A 20,808-nucleotide genomic window follows, 5' to 3' on the forward strand; every position below is an offset into this window, starting at 1 on the left:
TGATGTTATGAAGAGCAATCCAGTCTTTACTAAAGCACTTGAAGACCTTATAAAGAGTCAAGGTTTAGAATTTCCGCGTAATGCTTTTCCCGATGAATACCATGTCATTTATCAGCGATTTCTGAAGGAAAGGAATCTAAAAGAAGAAGATTTGTTGCCAATCCTTGATATGGAAAAGTTCACACCTGAAATGCACGGTGCCCTTCTTTCCGCATTTTTGTCGAGCATGAAATCAGGGAACAAGGACGAATTGACCGGAATATTACAGGCTATGAATTTTGCGATAATTGGTCATAACACCAATCACCTTATCGCTACAATGATGTACAAGTTGATGGCTGATTTAGAAGGTATTGGTATTCGAGTTCCACCATTTTTTGCAGGAGTTTATCCGATCAGTATGGTTAATGCACAGTGTGTTATTCGTGAAAAACTGCCAATACTTTTGATTGATACGGGCTGTATGGAAATGATCAGTGCAGTCATTACAACTTTCGTAAGTAAAAGAAATGAAACAGAACAGGCGGAGTTACTCATCCATTTTTTGACCGAATATTTTATTGATGGAAAGTATCCTGATATAGAAGCTGGAAATCATCCAAGTATTAATTGGGGGAGTAGCGTTGTTTCAATTCTTACAACTGCAACCGAAGAATTTACATTCATGCATGAATTGGGACACTTTTCCCTTGGACACTTGAAAAAAGACAGTCTGTTTGCGTTATCAGAAAAGGACGCGGCACCGTTGATGGTTCTAAACCGAAGCCATGAGCAAGAATTTGATGCAGATGTTTGGGCAATCACGACGCTTATAAATCGAGCTAAAAATAACCAGACTCCGGATACTGCGCTTGATTTAGCTTGTGCTGGAATTGTCATATTTTTATCTATTGGTATAATGATAGAAGCGCTTGCAAAAAGTGAAGGCATGCCGATGAGAGATACGCATCCGCCAATAGAAAAAAGATTATACGTGGCCGAGATTACCATGGAACTATTAGGAGTTCACGAGCACACCCGGATCGGTAGTAAATTTAAAAGACTTATCCGCGAATTTTGCGTTTTGAAAGGCGTGAAAGAGAAAATGCCGCCAATGATGGATCGTGAACTGAATCGGATTGTAGTGGGGGTATACGAAAGACTTAACATACGCTATAAACACCTGACGTACTTAACTGACTTCATATAAACATGTTGTTGTTTGGTGGCTATCAAAAAAATAGTTAATCTATCGGCAATATTCGTGAATTAAAAATGCCTGCCAATCGAATAAATTGGTGGACATTTTGGCCAATGAGATTTTCATCAATTACTTATAGCATAAAAAGAATTGAAGAATATCAGCGCCATCCAAGCTATGAGTTTATACAAAAGCAGTTCGCGAGGTTTAATAACGTAGCGAACAAAGTTGGATATATAATTAAAGGCTGTAAGAAGATTTAGGCACAACAATATCTACAATGAAAATTAGAATGTGGTTGGATTTGGTACCCGTCACTTTTATCATTTACTGTGCCTGCGATGGAATCAACCGATAACCTGGAAATCGAAGCGGCAGTTGTAATGGAAGTAGAATCGTTCACTACACATGCCGTAAACATACCGTCAAGCCTTCTTAAATCGATTATTTTGCTGGGTCCGAACTTGCCTGCTTTGCTGAGAATGCTTTGCGTCCCACAAGAACTCAAGCCCAAAAACATCAGACAAATTGTAAATGCTTGAATCATACTGGATCGGCGGATAAAAAGTTTATCGTGATCGAATAACATAAGGCTAAAGGTTAAGTGACAACGAAACATATGAGTAAAGCATACTGATTATTCAGCCATTGCAATGACCAATAATAAGAAAAATAATAAACATAAGCAACTGTAATACAGTATTTTATTACACGAAAAAATCGTTCAAAGATCAATGATTTTCCTGGATACCGTATTAGCGTTCCTGACGACTTTGACGAGCCCTATTCTGAAATTTCGACTAAGAAACCGACAATTCTGGCTCCTATGCCGCAGTACGAGAAACTGGCCGTAGGCCTTGAACAAAAGGGAGTAATTTTAACAATAACCGACAGGCAATCTAAAATTCAATTAAATAAATTTCAGAAGGCTGAATAAGTGAGTATTTAATATCAGGGGGCATTCAAATTTACCTAAGACTTCACTTTGATAAGTTGGCAAGCGTTGTGATTTTCGGCTGCTTAGTGGATGGCAGACAATTCACTGTAGATTAATTAAAGCGGGAAAGGCTACACAGGATCCTGACGAAAGAAAGTCTGCGGAGGGTGAAACATTCGATAGTAGCATGGATAAGTCACATAGTCCGAATTACATCAGCAGAAATCTTGCTAAGCGACTTCTGGGCAAAATTTCAGCAAATATAAACGTAATAATAGACAGACAACTTAAGGTGTCAAAAAACCTGCTAAAAGAAAAGTTGGAAGCGCAGATTTTAGTAGCCATCCACCGGGGTGTATAAAACAGTCTTTACGATATCCTAAAGGCTATTTTTTTTTGAAATATTAAAGGTAGTCAACTGAATGAATATATAATATAAAGATATCATTGAATTATGATGACGCTCCGTAGACAAACAAAAAATGATCGATATATAGTTCGTATAATAGAACACAAGAAAATCAGACACCTCTATTTTGTCGCAGAAGACCTTGGAATTATGGTGATGAAAGAATTTATAATCATCAGCTTATTAGAGTCATATCCGGAGGGAACGTGAAAAATCACTTAACCGACTCACTCTCAATATCAATATTTTTGCTTTTGACACTGCTCACCGTGTGCTCACCAAATGGCCGCTAATTGACCTTATTATGCTACTTAGTTTATTAATATAAATATAGGAGTTTTAGATTCTTTAAGCAACTTAAAAGCAGTATTTTATTAAAAAATACTCATGGGTGGATGGGGTGTTGCAAATATTTTCTAACGATAAAAATGGTTAGCGGTTTAAGCCACCGGTTGGTATCAATAGGATGATAGCCAGCAGCAGTGTAATATTCTATTTTTTTTTTGTTTTTAAAATACCAAACGTGGCCAACCGAAGATTCATTGATCTTTAACGTGTCGGTTATGCGCTTAAAATTGCGTAAACGTACACTGTCTAACCCCAATACGCCGTCCCGGCCCGCCACATCTTCACAACGTTGGGGTTCATAATGGTCATTTATCCAGATCATGCAGGCCCCTTTAGTTGGAGGAGGGATAGGGCCGCTAAAAGCCCTGTCTGCCTTTTTTTGGGGCCGTAGAATATAGGCTCCGAAGGTGATCATTACCGCTAAAATAGTTAAGACTACTCCCGTTACTACTGGCCGTTTGCTCTTGTGCCCCGTTTCTCCGCACTCTTTTTCGCCTTCAATTTTGCCTCCGGTATCCACCGGAGTCTTTTTTGTATCTACACTAATCGTAGGGTAAACATAATTTTCCTGATAGGGTCTTGGCTGAAGATTTAGCAACCAAGCCAATAACTCTATGTTTTTATCTTCTGTTTCCTCAATCGCTCCTTTTAAAAAATTATCGAGTGGCCTGAATTTGTCTACATCAAATTTTCGGATCACCTCGCCATAACTTTCACCTTCTTTTAACGCTCCAAAAAAATTCCGCAGCGTTTGTTCATCCTTTTTGTCATAACGCTCTTTATAAACAAATTCGCATTCTTTCCTGATCCTTCCGGGTGATGACCGCTTAAGGTTTGGAGAAAAAAGCGGTTCGTTGATGCTTTTTTGCTTGTAATGATTGTGGGCCCAGGTACGGTAATCTTTGAACATGATACATTAAACTGGATCAAAACTAACAGATTTTTTAACATGTACAAGGATTTGGCGGAATTACAGCGGAATGGGCGGAATTAGCGGAACGGCTTGCCGGAATGTGTTTTTATCCACTTTACATTTGCTCTCGTTATCGGCTGGTGATCATAGGCCATGACAATTTGGTGTGAAAGAAGCGGCTACTGTTGCCCGGCTTGGGAAGCAGGTTTTCAGTAACCGCGACTAACACACCCTACTTCCCAAAAAATGTAAGAAGCGCTTCTTACGCGGTTGGCAGATAAGGTACCCGGATAGTCCGGGCACCGGGCTGCCGTAGTATTCACATTCTTAATTTTTTTCAAATGTTAGAGATTTTCATAGCACTCTTCATGGCCTTGTCATGCCCCGTGCATTCCGGCAATTGTAATAATAACAGTAATGGTACTGTTCAAACCCAAACCAATAATGATAGCGGCGGCCAGCAAGGACACTTGCCTCCGCCACCTCCACCTCCGCCGGGTGGTGGCCAATAACCATACAAAATATGAAAGGTGAATCCCATAAGGTTCACCTTTCATATTTTGGGCTTTTTTACTAATTTGGTTCAAAAATTTCTGTTTGAAAAAGCGCTTATGCTGTTTGTTGCCGTTGATACTATTGTTGGCTTGCCGACACAACAAGCAAAATACCCCGAAAAAAGATTGGACCCTCTATCGCAAAGCTTACGCTTTTTTAAACCATCAGAACGATTCTGCTTTTTATTACTTTAATCAATTAACCGTAAGTACCAAGGATAGTGCTCAAATTGCTATGGCATTTGACATTATGGCTATGATACAGTCGGATGCCGGCGACCATTATGGAGCTCAGGAAAGTTTAACCGGTGCGTTAAAATATTTAGATGAAAATCGCCTTGCAGATCAGCCAACCTTGAGCAATGTTTATAATGAATTAGGCATGTCCAGCACCGATTTAAAAAATTACGGACAAGCCATCAAATATTTCGATAAGGCCTACAAATTTTCGGTAGATAGTAATTGGACGGTTACTATTTTAAACAATAAAGGCTTAGCGTATCAAAATCAAGGCGCTTATAAAGTTGCCCTGGATATTTACCGGCAGATATTACCAAGAGCTAAAGGAGCCGATAGAGCACGCATCATGACCAATAAGGCCACCGCAGAATGGTTAAAGGACACCAACTATCCCGCCGCTGCTGAGTTACGTGTAGCGCTCACCCTTTGGCAAAAAGAAAACGATAAGTGGGGCTTAAATTCAATTTATCTCAGTTTAGTGGCCTACTACGAAAAAGTCAAGCCGGATTCGGCATTGATATTTGCCAAAAAAAGATTAACTATTGCAAGCGAATTACACAGCCCCGACGATAAATTGGAAGCTCTTACTGCTTTGATCAAAATCAGTCCACCTTATACAGCAAAATCTTATTTTCTCAGCTTTCAAAAACTTAGTGACAGCGTTCAGCTCGCCCGAAATGCCGCTAAGAACCAGTTTGCCTTGATCCGCTATAATGTGGAGAAAAGCCAGGCTGATAATTTGCGGCTACAGAAGGATGTGGCCGAAAAGCGTTATCAGTTATTTTTGGCGGTATCTCTGTCGGTGTTTGTTGTTTCGGGTTTGAGTTTTTATTTCTGGTGGCGCAGAAGGAAGATGCGTTTGCAACAAGAGCTTGCTATACGGGATAGTGAGATGCAGGTTGCAAAAAAGGTACATGATGGGGTGGCTAATGGTATTTATCAGTTGATGTCTGAAGTAGAGCATGGCTTACTAACTGATAATGAGGAATTGGCGGATAAATTAGATTTGTTATATCAGCGCTCCCGGGATATTTCTTATGAAAAGGCTGTTGTTGCGAGTTCGGCCTTCGATAGGCAACTGAGTGTGCAGCTAAGAGCGTTTGGAGGACAGAACTGCCATATTTCTTTAACAGGCAATAGCCCGGAGTTATGGTCAGGTGTCCCTGATGTGATACGACAAAACCTGAATTATATTTTACTGGAGTTAATGGTCAATATGAAAAAGCATAGCCGGGCAGCGAATGTGCTGATCAAATTTGAGGTGACGGATCACTTGCATATCAACTATAGCGATGATGGGGTAGGCCTTGCACCAAATGTCCGGTTTGGTAACGGTTTGGTTGGTACGGAAAACCGCATACAAGCAATGGGTGGGGTAGTTACTTTTGATGGTGGGCCTGGCAAAGGCCTGAAAATAGCTATAATTATCCCTTTATGATAACAAGTGTATTGATTGCCGAAGATTTTGAGAGTACCACCATATCGGTACGTAAAACTCTGGATGATTTTCGTATAGAAGAAGTGCGTTTCGTTTATTATTGCGATGACGCGGTTACCCAACTCAAAAAAAGCGCCTATGATTTGCTCATTACAGACCTCTCTTTTGACGAAGAGGCCGACCGGCCGCAACAAGTAAAAGATGGCGAGGCGCTCATTAGTGCGGCGCGTGCACTTCACCCGGCCCTTAAGATAATCGTATTCTCGGGGACGGCGAAACCCTTCGAGATCGTCAGGCTTTACGAGCAATTGCAGATTGATGCTTATGTACCTAAAGGTAGGCGAGACGCGCAAAAACTGAAAGAGGCCATCGAAGCCATTCAAAAAGGCAAACGCTATTACCCGCCCGATGTGCGCCAGATGATGCGGCAGCAAACTGGCCATGATTTTACCGTTTATGATATAACCATTCTGTCGCAGATATTGAAAGGGAAAACCCAAAAACAAGTGGCAGACCACTTGCATCAACACCAGATAAGCCCCTCCAGCTTGCGCAGTATCGAGCAACGGCTCAAGGAGATCCGCGATAGCTATGGCTTCCTCAAAAACGAGCAGTTGATAGCTTATTGTAAAGATCAGGGTATCATTTAAACGCTGCGGGAAACCGCAAAAATAACTCCGTTGTCTATCATAGTTTTGATTTGTTCATCTAAATCAAAACACAATGCAAACCCTAACACCTACAGAAACTACTTTTTACCAGGATACGCAGGTCCTGGTAACCCAATCGCGTTATGTTACCAATTCTAAAACTTACGCCATGCGGAATATATCTTCCGTGCACATTTTCGAGATCATAAAAAGCAAAAAACTTCCGATAGCAATGATCGTGATCGGGGTATTGATGCTCTTAGCTGATAGCGCCCGTGTTTTCGGTTTCTTATTACTGGCCACTGGCATCGCTTTATTATTCATTATAAAGAATGAATATGCTGTGAGGATTAGTACAAATTCAGGCGAAGCGAATAGCCTGGTTTCCAAAGATCAGCGATACATCCAAAATATTGTTAATGCGTTGAATGAGGCCATCATTCACCGGGGATGAAGACCGGGGCGCTGGCTGTTCTATTGTTATTCACCTCGGCTTGCCGGGATAATCGAACGGTTTATATCTGCCTCAGTAAAAACGCATACCGCTATCATTTACGTGCAGAATGCTCCGGCCTTCGGCATTGTACATACCAGATAATCCCAGTCACAGAAAACGAAGCTAAAGCCGCCGGCAGAACACTTTGCCATTTAGAAGGCGGCCATGATTAATAAGAAAATAAAGACATGGCAGTAAAAATTACTTGTATCAAAAAAGCAAATGGCGACCACGAGAACCAATACGTCGCTATATCATCCATGAGCTGGATTAATGAATATACTGAAGTTACCGGAACAACAACGCGCGAGGACATGTATCAATTTATCTATGAAGGTGGTGAAGCCTATGTTGAAGATGCCGCAGGCAATAAAGCCCAATTAGTAGCCTGTATCAGTGCTAAAGGCAACAAGTATGTTAAAACTGAGGCCGACAGCATGACTTCGGATAATCTGTTGAAATTAAAAGAATGTTAACCTAAACCATATCACAATAATTTATGGATTTTAAAGACCAAATATTACAATTAGCCGCACGGGTTGAAAAACTGTTGCCGCAGTTGAAAACCGAAGAGGCGACAAAAAATGCGCTGATCATGCCTTTTATACAGGTATTGGGTTATGACGTATTTAATCCTTTTGAAGTAAATCCTGAATTTATCGCCGATATCGGGATCAAGAAAGGGGAGAAAGTGGACTACGCGATAATGCAGGAAGGCGAGCCAGCCATTTTAATTGAATGCAAGCATCACCTTGAAAAACTGGACCCTCACAATTCACAGCTATTCCGATATTTCCATACTACCAAAGCGAAATTTGGCTTATTGACCAATGGTTTAACCTACCGGTTTTACACCGATCTGGAAGAAAAAAACAAGATGGACAGTACGCCGTTTTTTGAATTTTCCATTACAGAGATCAAGGAGACCGAAATTGCTGAACTGAAGAAATTTCACAAGTCGTATTTTGATATCGACAGCATCACCAACACGGCCAGCGAACTCAAATACCTGAACGAGCTGAAGACCTACCTAAATAAGGAGCTTCTTACACCATCAGATCCGTTTGTAACCTTTTTTACAAAACAGATATACACCGGAACAATCACCGCCCGGATAAAAGAGCAATTCGGACCGATCATCAAACGCTCTTTTCATTTACTCATCAGCGATGCCATTAATGAGCGGCTAAAATCTGCCCTCAACCAGGAAAAGGCTTTAGACGCTACAGAAGCCGGCAAGGTTGAAGAAGCTGCTCAGGAAGGGCAAACGCCATTGATTGTTACAACAGAAGAAGAGTTGGAAGGCTTTTACATTGTGAAAGCCATGCTACGTTCACATATCGACGCAAAAAGGATCACTTACCGCGATGCGCAATCCTACTTTGCTATCCTGTTGGATGATAACAACCGGAAGACGATTTGCAGACTGTATTTAGGCACGGGGAAGCAATATATCGTTGTTCTGGATGAAAATAAAAAGGAACAGAAGTTTGAAATTACAAGCCTTGATGATCTTTATCAGCATGGGGAAGCCTTGTTACAAGTAATTGGCCGGTTAGAAAAAGCTAAAGCTTAACAAAATGAGCAAACAGATCTCCCGTAATATTTACTGTTTTTTTCTGCTACTATTTATCAGTTCCTGCACGCCATTTAATGCCGGGGTTGAAGATAGTTTTACCGAAGAAGGTTGTTTGGTGCAAAAAGAACCAATTATAAAAAGCAGCGCTCATAACATCAATTTCTTTTTAGAAACATCTGGTAGCATGGCGGGTTTTATGCCTGCCGGCAAAGCTACGGAGTTTCAAACCAGTATGTGGGATTTAATTGCCACCTTGGGCGGAGAGCCACAAAACCGTTTACGAATGTTTCAGCTACCGTCCCGTAAACAATCTCCATTGCCCATCACCGCCGTATCTTTCAGATCAGATTTGAATAACGGAAAGTTTAAGTTTGGGCAGGAAACCGATATTCCCGAAATGCTGGATAGTATTATGGCTAAGGCTTCGGATAATACGGTTTCCATATTGGTTTCTGATCTGATCTTTTCACCTGCCGGAAATTCGCCAAGCTTGCTTGCACAGTTTAAAACCGATATCCGTACACGCTTTGCCGGTAAGAAATTAGGTTCGGCCATCTTGCAACTGAACTCATCATTCTATTATCAGAAAGGGAAAAAAGTGCACACCAATACTCCATATTATATGTGGCTTATGGGTGCCCCTGGGCCAGTGAAAGATCTGACCGAAAAGATCAAGGCGCAACTCAATATCAGCAATGAGATAACGGATGGACTGGCACCCATCAGCGCAGCCTATTCAATACTACCGTACGCGGTTACCAATGCTTCCGCCGTAGCTAATATTTGTGCGGAGGATCAACGTTATTACTGCCTCACCGAATGGGATGGCCAAACACCCAATATGGAGGTAGCGTTAGCCATCAATTTACGGGCCTTGCCACTGCATACCAATATCCGGCAATTGCTTACAGCCGTAAACACGTCCGCAACAGTGTTTGTGGAGCAGGCAGATACTCATTTTAACCTGCAACCCCAAGACGATAAGTTGCGATCTCAAGTTTCTGCAACCCATTTTGTACGGTTGAAGATTAGCGGTTTAAGCCAGGAAAGTAACCTTATTACGCTGAATTTAAAGGATCAGAAACCAGACTGGGTAGCAAAAGCCGACCAAAATACCCCAGGGCTGAATTCGCTGGTGGAAGGTTTGGAGCAAGCACTGCCAAGAAAAAAAGGCCTCTTAGCCCGGCCAATCCGATTATTGATCACCAAAAGAACTTATTGACCATGAAAAACCTCTACGATAGTTTTTTACAATTTATCACCAATACCACCTGGGGGCAATTTATTGCCCGTGCCCCCGGAGATCCTCAAAGTGCTGTAACGGTGAAAAGCATCTTTCAGCAAGATATGTATGCCTATGCAGGGTATTATCTACTGGCGCTTACGATACTTGCGCTTGCCTATTATTATTTCATCCTGAACAGGAAAGGCGGAAGTGGTTACGGTTTTAAACTCAAATACTGGATCATAACCATGATAGTAAGCGCGCTGTCGTTGGCCGCTTTAACCACCTGGACCACCAATAGCCTGGTAAATCGCTTCCTGGATCTGCACACATTTAAGTTGTGTTTGGGGCTTGGGGTGATCAATGGGATATACCTCATCGTGGCGTTTACCTTGCTTTCCATCGTTCTCAAAAGATTTTCATCTGCTAACAGAACCCCTTTTTAATTAAGTTATGCCAAGAATATTTGTTTTCGGGATTGGCGGCACCGGCTCCCGTATCATGAAAGCCCTCACGCTCACCTTAGCCGCCGGTGTGAACCTGAACGGTTATGATCTTGTCCCCATTTTTATAGACCCGCATAAGGACTTGCCTGAGTTTAAAGATTGCAAAGAACTGGTGAGTATCTATACCGACCTTCATCAAGCAGCCTACGCTCATCAGCAGCCGGGGCCAGGCGCTTTCTTTCATACACCCATTGTTTCTCTTGGCGATGCCTCGGGCGGCGAGATTGCTTCCGGCTTCGATTTCGACGAGCGGATCGATGAAACCTTCGGCGAGTTTCTTGATCTGCATTTGCTTGACAAGGGCGATATCAACCGCGACCTCACCGAATTACTTTTTAGCGAAAAAAACCTGAACACACCGCTTTCAGTAGGTTTTAAGGGCAATCCCAATATTGGCTCAGTTGTATTGAATAAAATGGACCAGGCGGGCTGGTATAAGGCTTTTGAAAATATTTTTTCAGATCAGGACCGGATTTTTATCATCAGCTCCATTTTCGGCGGTACCGGCGCAGCAGGATTTCCATTGTTGGTTAAAAATCTCCGCGAAAGTTCTAATAAATACATTCAACGTGCAATGATCGGTGCTTTGCCGGTTATGCCTTATTTTAAATTAGGGGAGCCGGACAAAGATGCGGAGCATGCTGATATCGACTCGAACAGCTTCTTCACAAAAACCAAATCCGCCCTTTCGTATTATGAAAATCATTTAAAAGGCGTAGACGCTTTGTATTATCTCGCTGACCTGCACGAACAATCGGTGCCATATAAAAATGATGAAAAATTACAGGATAACAAAGCGCACCTGATTGAGCTGATTGGCGCTTCGGCAATCATCGATTTTTCGCAAACGACCGGCGGCGGGAGCAAGGCCGAACGGTTTTATCACTATACCCCGGCAGAAAACACATCGCCAATCCACTTTTATAATTTGGGTAATCAACTGCGGGATCAACTCTATCTGCCATTGGTGAATTTTTACGTTTTTGCGCAGGTGCATAATACCTTTAAAAAACATCCCGATGCACCGGCTATAAAAAATGAAAAGTTCGATGCGCATTTCTTTCGCTCAGACGCTGTAACCGCGTTGGAACGTTATTTTCAGCGATATTTTTTGAAGTGGATAGGCGAGCTGGCGCAGAACGATCGCCAATTTGCACCATTTAACCTGCGCCTGGAAGCCGATAGATTTCATAAGCTGGTTGTAGGTAATCCGCTGAAAGAAAAGAAATTTTGGGTAGTGGCCGACACCTTTGACCACTCCAATTATCTCAACAGCCTGGAAAACTCACGTAACGAGGTAGCCCACCTGAGTGGCGCGGATAAATTCAGTAGATACCTTATCCTGGCCCAAAAAGCGATGCAGTCCGTTAACCAAAAGAAATTTAAGCTATGAAACCCTTTAATATTTACGATGCTACCGGCAATCATCAAACCGGTTGGGCACCTACTGATAAATTGAACGAAACGGCGATCAGCGCAGTTTTGGATAAATCTGCGGCGTCGGCCAATGCTTTAAACGCTATCCCGTCGCCATTTTCCAGGCTGCATATTTTCGAAACCGCGTTCCGGTTTATAGTGCGGGATATGCAGGAAAAAAAAGATAGGGCTTCTCACGCTTATAAAGAACTGGTTTCCGATTGTTTAGATGCCCTGGAATTGATATTTAACTGGCAGTACCACGAATCGCAAGGCAGCCAGTTAACTATCGAGAACTGGCGACCGGAAAATCTGAAAGATTTTGCCCAGGCCGGGGAGGGAAGACAAACTTTTGCCAAAACCCTTGGGCTTTTTATCAATCAGGACCTTGGTAGTGGCTTCGAAGGCTTGTCGTTGGTTAAGTATAAGGGAATGGTGATCTGCGCCTCATCGCCTTACACCTTGATGTTCACCAGTCCCAACCTGGACAAGCAAAAAGGCGGCGGTTTTGTTAGCCCGACCTATCAGCGGGAGTTTGACCTGGTTAATCCTATTTCCAATTCGGTTTATTTTACCAAGATCAGGTCTTTCCAATCCCGGAGCGAGGTATTTAAAGTTTATGTACGGACTTTTTTTCAAAGCAACCCCTCGCTGAAAAGCAGTATGAAAATGGTTTGGAACTACCTGCTGGCAGAGGGGATTGAAAGTTTCCAGTCAACCATCAGGCCTTCAGCTCGCTCGTTGGCCGCGCGTAATGGCGGACAATTTCATATTGCCGGAAATCCTTTCCATGCCAATGCGGATGCCGGCGCTACCGACATTTTCTACGATCACCTGGTCCGCGTTAACTATCGCATTGACAATACAAAATTCTATACCCCACGTTTTATCAACGAGCCGGCCGACCGGGAGTTTGATTTTCTGTTACCTGTGAAAGAAGACTTTTTAAAGAATGTAGACATTAAGCAATTGCCGGAGCTTTTTAGCTATGAGATCAAAACCCCTGAATTGATTAAGGTAACCTATCATGGTACCGTGGAAACCCCAAGCCGATCCAAAGAATACGCGTTGAACCGGAGTGATAAACGAGATGGCCGGATAGTTGACGTAGAAGCCGGTTATCAACTAAATTTCACTTTGGGGATCTTTCCGTTCTTAAAGGTTAAAGAACAAGATCAGCATAACAATTATTACCAGGTACATTTTGGGATCGATGTCCAGTCGGCTGCGATAGCGGCTTTGGAAACCCGTGCATTCGCTTTGGAGTTTTTTAAATTTAAGGATTATGGCTTAGAAAAGATTAGTTCCGAAGGAGGGAACTATCGGGCTAAGCGGGCAGAAAGGCGCAAGTTCGAGAATCCGGATACGCTCGCTTCTATTTATTATAAATTAGAAAATACCGGTTTTGATCTTATTAAGGTGATATTGCCCAAAATCGGAGATACCACATCAGTGCAGGGTCTTGTTATTCCACGCTGGAAAGAGAAGTTATTAGGAAAAAAGGCCTTTTCGTACGCGGTAGACTTTGGTACCACCAATACCTTCCTTGCTTTTACAGACGATACCGAATTAACTTCAACCCCAAAACCATTTTGCTTTGAACCAGCGGACACACAAATGGTTTTGCTCCACCAGCCTAAAAAGCAAGTCGGCGGTCTTTCCCTGATATCTACCTTTCGTAATCATAATCTATCGGCGATTTTGGATAACCTAATTTACCAGGAATTTGTACCGCCAATATTGACCCCTGAAAGAGACAGCGTTTTCGGTATGCCCTTCCGTACTGCTGTGATGCAAAGCAAAAATATCAACTCGTTTGAGTTGTTCCAAACGGTCAATATTCATTTCGCTTACCAAAAAGCGGTGATGGACTCAAGTACGGCCATGACCCAAGAGATAATTCCGAATATCAAATGGGATATCACGAACGCGCAGGATAGAGGTTCCAGGCTAAGGGTAGATGCCTTTATTAAAGAACTTTGCTACTTAATGCGTTATAAGACCATTTTAAATGATGGCGACCCGGCTAAAGTACAAGTGAACTGGTTTATTCCCCAAAGTCTTTCGTATGCCGCCCGGCAAGCTTACCGGGAAATTTGGGAAGAACATACGCGGAGCGTATTAGGCAGTACGCGAACTACCAACATGGTGTTCGAATCAGAAGCGCCTTATTATTTTCTGCGAAAAAAAGCGCAGATCCAAGACCCTCGTTCAGTTTTGTCGCTGGATATCGGCGGCGGCTCTACCGATGCGATGCTGTTTGTTAACGATATCCCGAGGGTGGGTACTTCCTTTAATTTCGCTGGTAATGTGCTATGGTCCAACGGGCATAACCAGTTAACCACCGACGCTCGAGAGAACGGCATTTATCTGGCTATAAAAGACGAAATGCAACAAAAGGTAGAACGCATGCAGGATACTGCTATGGCGGCAAATCATCAGTATTTTAAAAACCGATCTACCGATGAAATCATTAACTTTTGGCTGGCTAATGAGGATAAATTACATGTTATAGAAGAATTAAAGAAGCCATCGTTCAAAATTCTCTACCTTATTCATTATTGTTCTCTCATATATCACACCGCACAACTACTCAAAGCCAAAGAACAGCCGGCACCTACCTGTATTATTTTTAGCGGTAATGGTAGTCGCTATATCGATTTGCTGGGTGATCCGAAATTATTGGGAGATATTGCGGGTTATGTGATCGAGAAGGTATACGGTTCACCGCAAGGGAAGCCGCAGATTATTTTGCCTCAAGAAAACCGTAAAGAGGCCACGTGTTTTGGGGGAATTTTCAAAACCGGGCAGTCCGAGTTTTCCTCGGTATCCTATCTGGGAACGGAATTGGCTTTTCCGAACCGGACAGAGATCAAAAAGTACAGCGATATACAAACCCATTTAGCCGAGATCAAAGCGAGCGTCAATAAAAATATCAACGATTTCTTTTCGGTGGTTATGGGGCTAAACGATCAGATACCCTTCAAATCCCACCTGAATATCGATATCAATATCAAAGCGCTACAGCGCTTCGCCGCTTCACGTGTGGATAGCAATTTTGAAATGGGCTATGGTATTCGCAAAACTAAGATCGATTACCAGGAGGAGATTTCCGACAGTCTGTTCTTTTATCCGCTGATCGGTATATTGTTTGAGATAGGCAAATTAAATAAGGAAACGCTTGATGAGCATATCCCAAGGATCACCTATTTCATAGCAGGGCCATCTGGTGATCAGGTCTTTGCCGAAAAAGATATGGCTACTGATACCTCGATAAATAGCAATTACAGTATTCTGGTTTCTACCGCTCATCCGGATGAAGCAGAGTTTGAGTTACTCAGTGACCCAAGAGTACACAAGCGGATCTATGCTTCCTTCCCTGATCTGGCTAAACCGGTGTGTTTTTGCGAAAAGTTTCCGGATAATAACGCACAGATCAACATCCGGACGATTAGCAGGGGCCGTTTGCGGAAAGATGGTTCTAATTGGGTAGTAACTGAAAAACTAAAGATCGCATTCGAATAAAATGAAACTTATTTACCTTGAAGCCATCGCATTGATCGGCGTGGGCTGGTTGCAATTCAAAGCTTTCATATCTACCAGGCAGGCGATAAACAGCCTAAAAAAACTATTTCCGGAACATCGCCTGACAGAAGAGCACATGGTACTGTTGGAGTTTGAGGGAAATGATATTGAGCAATTGCAAATGCCTAATCATCCTTCGGATGAATTTCAGCAGATCATTGTTGCAACTAATACTTACCTCCGTAATAATAAAGGTTCGGCAGATTTCAATATTATTAAAAGCATTTCGGAACGGGTTTCTGAAGGGCAGGAACACCAGATAGCCGCCGGAGTAACCACACCCTTATATCTCGGTTTGATGGGTACTTTTGTGGGCGTAATTTTAGGTTTGGTTCATGTTATCTTGATGAGCGATAAGATGCTGCAGGGCAACGTGGCCGAAAACGCTATTATAGGTTTGCTATCCGGTGTGAGCGTGGCCATGATTGTAAGTTTATTAGGCCTGGCTATGACTACTTATAATAATGTAGTGGTGCTTCGGCAAGCGGTGGTAACTCGCGACCGGAACAAAAATGCTTATTATAATTTTCTGCAAAGCGAATTATTGCCCAACCTGGATAATAACCTGTATTCGGCACTCAACTTGCTCAAAAGCAACATTGGCGACTTTAACGCGAAGTTTACAGATAATCTGAAACTGTTTGATCAGCAATTCGGCCAAAACATCGGATTACTACGTAGCGCAGTTGCCGATATTTCCGGACAGATCGTCGCCATTCATGAAAATACCCGCTCGCAGATCGACTTCCTGCATGAGTTAAAAAAAGTTGACTACCAGGCTATCGCCAAGTCTAATATCAGGATGCTCGATAAAATGAAGGATACGGCTCCCGTTCTGACCGAATTTATATCGGCGCACCAGTCATTTAACACCCACATTCAACAGTCTGATAGCCTTGTTACCAAATTGGGTAGTCTCATGGATCGCGTTCATACGTTCGAAGACAGCGTGAATCAATTAGGGCGCGATATTCAGCAATCTGAAATGTTAGGAGGAGATGTGATTAACCTGGTCAGAAAACATCTTACTGCCATCGACACCAAAGAATCCCTGATCAATGAATATGCCAGTAAATCTTATAGCGATGTGCAAGCTTATCTGCAGCAAGCTGCGGAAAGGGTTAACGAACTCCGCCGCAAGATAGAGATCGATCTGCAACATGCTTTCGATTTTCAAAGTGAAGGCAATCTGATGCAGAACCTGAACTACCTGGGATCCATCAACAATGGCATCGGTGAGCTAAAAGAGGCCCTTAACCGACGCCCCAGCCCTCAGGTTACTTATGTAGAACGTCCGGTTACAAAAGCTCCTGAAAAACGCCGGAACATGTTTGCCCGATTATTTCGACGGAAATGATGGAACAAAACGGAAAAAGCCATTTTTGGCCCAGCTATGTAGACTTGATGACAAGCCTGTTTGTTGTGATGCTTGTGCTTTTTGTACTCAGCTACCTTAGTTTTAGTAAGATAAAAGCAGAACTATTGGTGAATGCCGAACAAATGGAAAGGATCAAACAGATTGATAGCGCTCTTAAAAAACTGGACCGCAGGTACTTTAAACTGGATACAGTTAATAACCGCTATAAATTATTAGTAGATGTAAATTTTGCGCCGAACAGCTCGGATATGAATACTATCAAAGCTGGCGAGCGCGCCAGTCTGGTGGATGCCGGGAAGGCACTATATCAAAAAATGAAACTGCTCGCCTCAGACCCTAATATAAATTATATACTGGTTGTAGAAGGGCATGCCGAGGTCGCGTATTATCGTGGAAAATTAAATTCGGTTATAGACCCCGACCGCGGATACCAGCTCAGTTATTCTCGTGCTCTCGCCCTCAAAAACTATTGGCTTGGGCTTGGAATGGATTTTAACAAATTTCAAAACTGCGAATTACTCATTGTAGGCAGCGGGTATTTTGGCAAGTCGAGGGATAAAGACGAAAAGAATAACAAGCGTTTCACCATCCAGATAGCACCAAAATTCAAAATCAAACAATGATTGTTAAGAATGTTACCGTAAAACAACTGGTTGAATTTAGAAGATATTCGGCCATCCGTCGTCAAAATTTTGCTAACCAAATAACGATCCCGCCGTCAACAAAACTTAAAGGCGATGGCGGTGACTATTGGATATCAGCTTTAAGTGCAATTGCGAATACTTACAAAGAAAATAATCAGCAGTTAATATCTGACAAGATCGACCAACTGGATGAAAGCTATCAAAAAGCGCCAATCACCCAAAAGATCAGATATCAGCGCAACCTGGAAATATTGCAGGACTATGTTCAGTTTGACCTAAGTAATTGGCGTCCCGCTAAGATCACAGCGTATTTAAAAAAGCCGAATATTATTTTAAACTTAAATAATGTCCCAATACGAATTAATCCACATCATATTTTTACGTTTGATGATCAAGGTGCGGTAAAAACAGGCGGGATCTGGTTTGTTTACTGGCAGGATGGCTTTAATGATACTGACTTAGGAATGTACACGGAAGCAATGTTTCATTACCTAAATTTTATTTATGGAAAGGAGTTTAGAATCTCACCTGAATTTTGTTTAACGGTAGATGTATTGCGCCAAACTGCGATAAACTATGAGCAATTACTTACCGGACAAGTTGCATCTGTATTAAATGAAACTTTGAACGATCTGCAACAATTGATCTGAAATTATTATCATGACTATCTGTGCCCAATCCTTATTATAGCCTTAAAAGTCTTGCTTTAGAACCGTGAGCCACAAATTATGAAAAAGCCCCGCGTATAGGCGATCAAACCAAATAAATTAAAATCGTAACCCAATTATAAATGCTGATCGATAACTCAGGTCTGTTTTTATATAAGAGGATGTTAGTTTGAAAATTGAAATGTTCGACGAAAGCCCCAACTTCGCAGACAATGCTTATTTTTGAGCTAATCACCCACCTATGAGTGCAACATATTTTAAATCCCGTAGTCGTTTCGATTTTGAGAAGGACACCCTGGATATAGGCAATCCATTACAATGGGACAGGTCTCATTTTTCAAAGCACTTTTTTAAAAGAGTGTTTGCAATTCCAGAGGACCGTATAGAAGAATTTTACCAGCGCCACCTGGCCTATTATTTATCCCGACATACAGATGGTACAGACGAAATCTTCTTTAAATATTTTTGGTCGCTCATTGAACGGCAATTAAAAGTGTTGTTGGGCAAAGATGTCTATGACAAGAACCATCCAAGGAATGAGCGTGAAATAGTACGATTACAAAAGTTTACAGCAATGCTAATCTCGTATGATCGCTGGAATATTCACAAATCCAATGATGCGGTAATAGCACAGCAAGAGTCAGAAATATTGGCACTTAAACAAGAAGTAACTAATTTGAAAGCCGATCTCAGGAAAGCGACTGCGCTTGAAACAGAAGGTTATATCAATATCCCGGAAGGCTACCGAAATGTAGTTTTACACCTGCATTTACAAATGCAGGAACTTAAAACACCTGAAGGGAGGGAACTCATGTTTTCCCAAACGCAAAGCGTCTGGATGAAAATGATCTGCAAGTATTTCCGCGAAGGAGATAAAGAGATCAATTACGAAACCATACGCCGTTATTTCCCAAGCGACAAGCGCGAACCGGGAGATAAGCACGCCGATATTCCTGCAAAATCCAAGCTATTTACGATTAACCCTGCAAAAAAGAGGAGTTGATTTTTTTCTTTGCTGGCTAAGTAGTCAGTTATTTGCCAGTATAATATCAAGTTGTCAATCAGTGCCTTATACGCACTTTTAGCTTTCTCCAAACTACTTCATTTTAACCATGCAATTCTGCATGGTCAAGAAATCTATTCTGTACAGCACACATTTGCTCCAAAACAAATGCTATGCAGATAATCGATCAAGAAGCTCTTAGCCTGTGCATACGCCTGGCAGTGAGGGCAGAATTACAGGAACATTTTAAAACGGATGGCAGCCAGCCACTGGATTCAGAAAAACTTTTATCCAAGCAGGAACTCGCCGCCGAACTCGGCGTGTCTCTCGTTACGCTTACCAACTGGATGAAAAAAGGCTTACCCTATTTGCGCCTTCATAAAAGGGTGTACTTCAAAAAAAGTGAGGTATTGAATGCCATGCAACAAACCATTAACGATTAAAACAAGGAGGAACAGATGAATGTGGAACTGATCACCAAAGGGGATTTACTGGAATTTAAAAGTGATCTGCTAAACGAGATCAAACGGATCATACAGCCGGGGCAACCAAGCACAAAGAAATGGCTGAAGAGTGTGGAGGTAAGAAAACTGTTGGGGATATCGCCCGGCACACTTCAAAACTTGCGGATTAACGGCACGCTGCGTTTTACCAAAGTAGGTAGCATCATGTACTATAAGCTGGAAGATATCAATAAAATTCTGGAAGGAGAGGGTAAATGAAGTTGCAAAAGGAAATTGTTAAGGAGCTGGCAGCTTATGCCAGCTTGCTTCGACAAATGGAAAAGGATAACCGCTTGCTGCCAACCCATCTTAGCTTGTTTACCGGCTTATTCGTTTGTTGGCAGCGCAATGGTTTTATAAGCCCATTCAGTGTGACCCGGAAAACGCTTATGGCGTTTTCCAAGGTCGCGTCCATTGCTACTTATCATAAATGTATCAGGGAACTGGATGGGTATGGTTATATCCGATATCAGCCTTCCTATCATCCCAAGCAGGGTAGCCTGGTTTATTGGCTGGAAACATAAACAGTGGCAAAAAAGGATGGTGTCTGAACCCACGCAAAACTTCGTTTTGCAACATTGAAATAGCATATACCGCAAGCGGTATGAAGCACCTATACAGATAGCGTGATATATGGCGGAGAAATTTACGACCCGAAGGGAGCGAGTTAATGTTTTTGCTTCACAAAAACCCGGATACACCCCGCCGGGGTGATCCGGTAACTCGCTCCCGTTGGTCGGTTTTGGAAGGAGTTTTAAGAACGTGATTTTATGACAGGAGCAACTGAAAAAGATAAAATACAGAAAAAACGGTTGCCCGGCAGGCCGAAGAAAACGGTCAGCCGGAGCGATTTCCTGATGGTACGGCTGACGCCGACGGAACGTGTCCTGATCGAAGGGCGGGCAAAGAAAGCCGGGTTGAGATCCAGTGAATGGTTTCGCAAGGCTGCCAAAAGCGCGAAAGTTTTCCCGCGATTTACTGTAGAGGAAACCGGTTGGTTCAGGATGCTGGCGGGGCTTGCCAATAACCTTAATCAGCTGACACACCTTGCCCATGTGGCCGGACTTTTCTCACTTGCCCTGAAATGCCAGGCTTTACTTAAACAGATCGAGGAATTATTAACGAAGATCAGCGGC

Annotated in this window: 20 protein-coding genes; 19 read left to right on the top strand and 1 reads right to left on the bottom strand. The window is 42.4% G+C overall.

Features of this window, described 5'->3' with window-relative positions; all coding sequences use genetic code 11:
- The first annotated feature begins 7 nt into the window (after window positions 1-7).
- Window positions 8-1,189, top strand: coding sequence for a hypothetical protein (locus tag AAFN85_RS25940; protein ID WP_347530760.1), 1,182 nt, complete (start codon window positions 8-10; stop codon window positions 1,187-1,189).
- Window positions 1,190-2,911: 1,722 nt separating this feature from the next.
- Here AAFN85_RS25940 and AAFN85_RS25945 read toward each other — a convergent pair.
- Entirely contained in the window at window positions 2,912-3,784 is an 873-nt protein-coding gene (locus AAFN85_RS25945; protein WP_347530761.1) for a hypothetical protein, read from the bottom strand.
- 344 nt (window positions 3,785-4,128) lie between these two features.
- Between AAFN85_RS25945 and AAFN85_RS25950 the strand changes: the two genes are divergently transcribed.
- From AAFN85_RS25950 to AAFN85_RS26035, 18 genes are all read left to right on the top strand, one after another.
- A complete protein-coding gene (locus AAFN85_RS25950) occupies window positions 4,129-4,299 on the top strand; it encodes a hypothetical protein (RefSeq protein ID WP_347530762.1) in 171 nt (56 codons plus the stop codon).
- Window positions 4,300-4,384: 85 nt separating this feature from the next.
- A complete protein-coding gene (locus AAFN85_RS25955; RefSeq protein ID WP_347530763.1) occupies window positions 4,385-6,019 on the top strand; it encodes a tetratricopeptide repeat protein in 1,635 nt (544 codons plus the stop codon).
- On the top strand, window positions 6,016-6,669 hold the full coding sequence (locus tag AAFN85_RS25960) for a response regulator (RefSeq protein ID WP_347530764.1): 654 nt from the start codon (window positions 6,016-6,018) through the stop codon (window positions 6,667-6,669). The genes AAFN85_RS25955 and AAFN85_RS25960 overlap by 4 nt, the downstream gene beginning before the upstream one ends.
- Before the next feature lie 73 nt (window positions 6,670-6,742).
- Window positions 6,743-7,123 carry a DUF6232 family protein gene (locus AAFN85_RS25965; RefSeq protein WP_347530765.1) on the top strand — a complete coding sequence of 127 codons (381 nt, stop codon included), beginning with the start codon at window positions 6,743-6,745 and terminating at the stop codon, window positions 7,121-7,123.
- Window positions 7,124-7,353: 230 nt separating this feature from the next.
- Window positions 7,354-7,641, top strand: a complete 288-nt coding sequence (locus tag AAFN85_RS25970) for a DUF3892 domain-containing protein (protein ID WP_347530766.1) — start codon at window positions 7,354-7,356, stop codon at window positions 7,639-7,641.
- 23 nt (window positions 7,642-7,664) lie between these two features.
- Entirely contained in the window at window positions 7,665-8,741 is a 1,077-nt protein-coding gene (locus AAFN85_RS25975; RefSeq protein ID WP_347530767.1) for a type I restriction endonuclease, read from the top strand.
- 4 nt (window positions 8,742-8,745) lie between these two features.
- The gene (locus tag AAFN85_RS25980; protein WP_347530768.1) at window positions 8,746-9,966 is read left to right on the top strand and encodes a hypothetical protein; all 1,221 of its coding nucleotides are present in this window, start codon (window positions 8,746-8,748) and stop codon (window positions 9,964-9,966) included.
- Window positions 9,967-9,968: 2 nt separating this feature from the next.
- Window positions 9,969-10,415, top strand: a complete 447-nt coding sequence (locus AAFN85_RS25985) for a hypothetical protein (RefSeq protein WP_347530769.1) — start codon at window positions 9,969-9,971, stop codon at window positions 10,413-10,415.
- Window positions 10,416-10,422: 7 nt separating this feature from the next.
- Window positions 10,423-11,868, top strand: coding sequence for a hypothetical protein (locus AAFN85_RS25990; protein WP_347530770.1), 1,446 nt, complete (start codon window positions 10,423-10,425; stop codon window positions 11,866-11,868).
- Window positions 11,865-15,416, top strand: a complete 3,552-nt coding sequence (locus tag AAFN85_RS25995) for a hypothetical protein (RefSeq protein ID WP_347530771.1) — start codon at window positions 11,865-11,867, stop codon at window positions 15,414-15,416. Before AAFN85_RS25990 ends, AAFN85_RS25995 begins: the two co-directional genes overlap by 4 nt.
- Window position 15,417: 1 nt before the next feature.
- Window positions 15,418-16,833: a hypothetical protein gene (locus AAFN85_RS26000; RefSeq protein ID WP_347530773.1), complete on the top strand. Its 1,416-nt coding sequence runs from the start codon at window positions 15,418-15,420 to the stop codon at window positions 16,831-16,833.
- Window positions 16,830-17,477 (top strand): hypothetical protein, encoded by a 648-nt coding sequence (locus tag AAFN85_RS26005; protein WP_347530775.1) that lies wholly within the window; start codon window positions 16,830-16,832, stop codon window positions 17,475-17,477. Before AAFN85_RS26000 ends, AAFN85_RS26005 begins: the two co-directional genes overlap by 4 nt.
- The gene (locus AAFN85_RS26010) at window positions 17,474-18,148 is read left to right on the top strand and encodes a hypothetical protein (RefSeq protein WP_347530777.1); all 675 of its coding nucleotides are present in this window, start codon (window positions 17,474-17,476) and stop codon (window positions 18,146-18,148) included. Before AAFN85_RS26005 ends, AAFN85_RS26010 begins: the two co-directional genes overlap by 4 nt.
- A gap of 259 nt (window positions 18,149-18,407) precedes the next feature.
- Complete coding sequence (locus AAFN85_RS26015) at window positions 18,408-19,169, top strand: hypothetical protein (protein ID WP_347530778.1); 762 nt, start codon at window positions 18,408-18,410, stop codon at window positions 19,167-19,169.
- Between the two features lie 173 nt (window positions 19,170-19,342).
- Entirely contained in the window at window positions 19,343-19,612 is a 270-nt protein-coding gene (locus AAFN85_RS26020) for a helix-turn-helix domain-containing protein (RefSeq protein WP_347530780.1), read from the top strand.
- Window positions 19,613-19,627: 15 nt separating this feature from the next.
- Window positions 19,628-19,891 (top strand): helix-turn-helix domain-containing protein, encoded by a 264-nt coding sequence (locus AAFN85_RS26025; RefSeq protein WP_347530782.1) that lies wholly within the window; start codon window positions 19,628-19,630, stop codon window positions 19,889-19,891.
- A complete protein-coding gene (locus tag AAFN85_RS26030; RefSeq protein ID WP_347530783.1) occupies window positions 19,888-20,196 on the top strand; it encodes a hypothetical protein in 309 nt (102 codons plus the stop codon). Before AAFN85_RS26025 ends, AAFN85_RS26030 begins: the two co-directional genes overlap by 4 nt.
- Before the next feature lie 246 nt (window positions 20,197-20,442).
- Window positions 20,443-20,808, top strand: a 366-nt coding sequence (locus AAFN85_RS26035; protein ID WP_347530784.1) for a MobC family plasmid mobilization relaxosome protein, incomplete at its 3' end; no start/stop codon positions are given.

This window comes from Mucilaginibacter sp. CAU 1740, assembly GCF_039839285.1.
In the GTDB taxonomy this organism is placed as follows: Bacteria; Bacteroidota; Bacteroidia; order Sphingobacteriales; family Sphingobacteriaceae; genus Mucilaginibacter.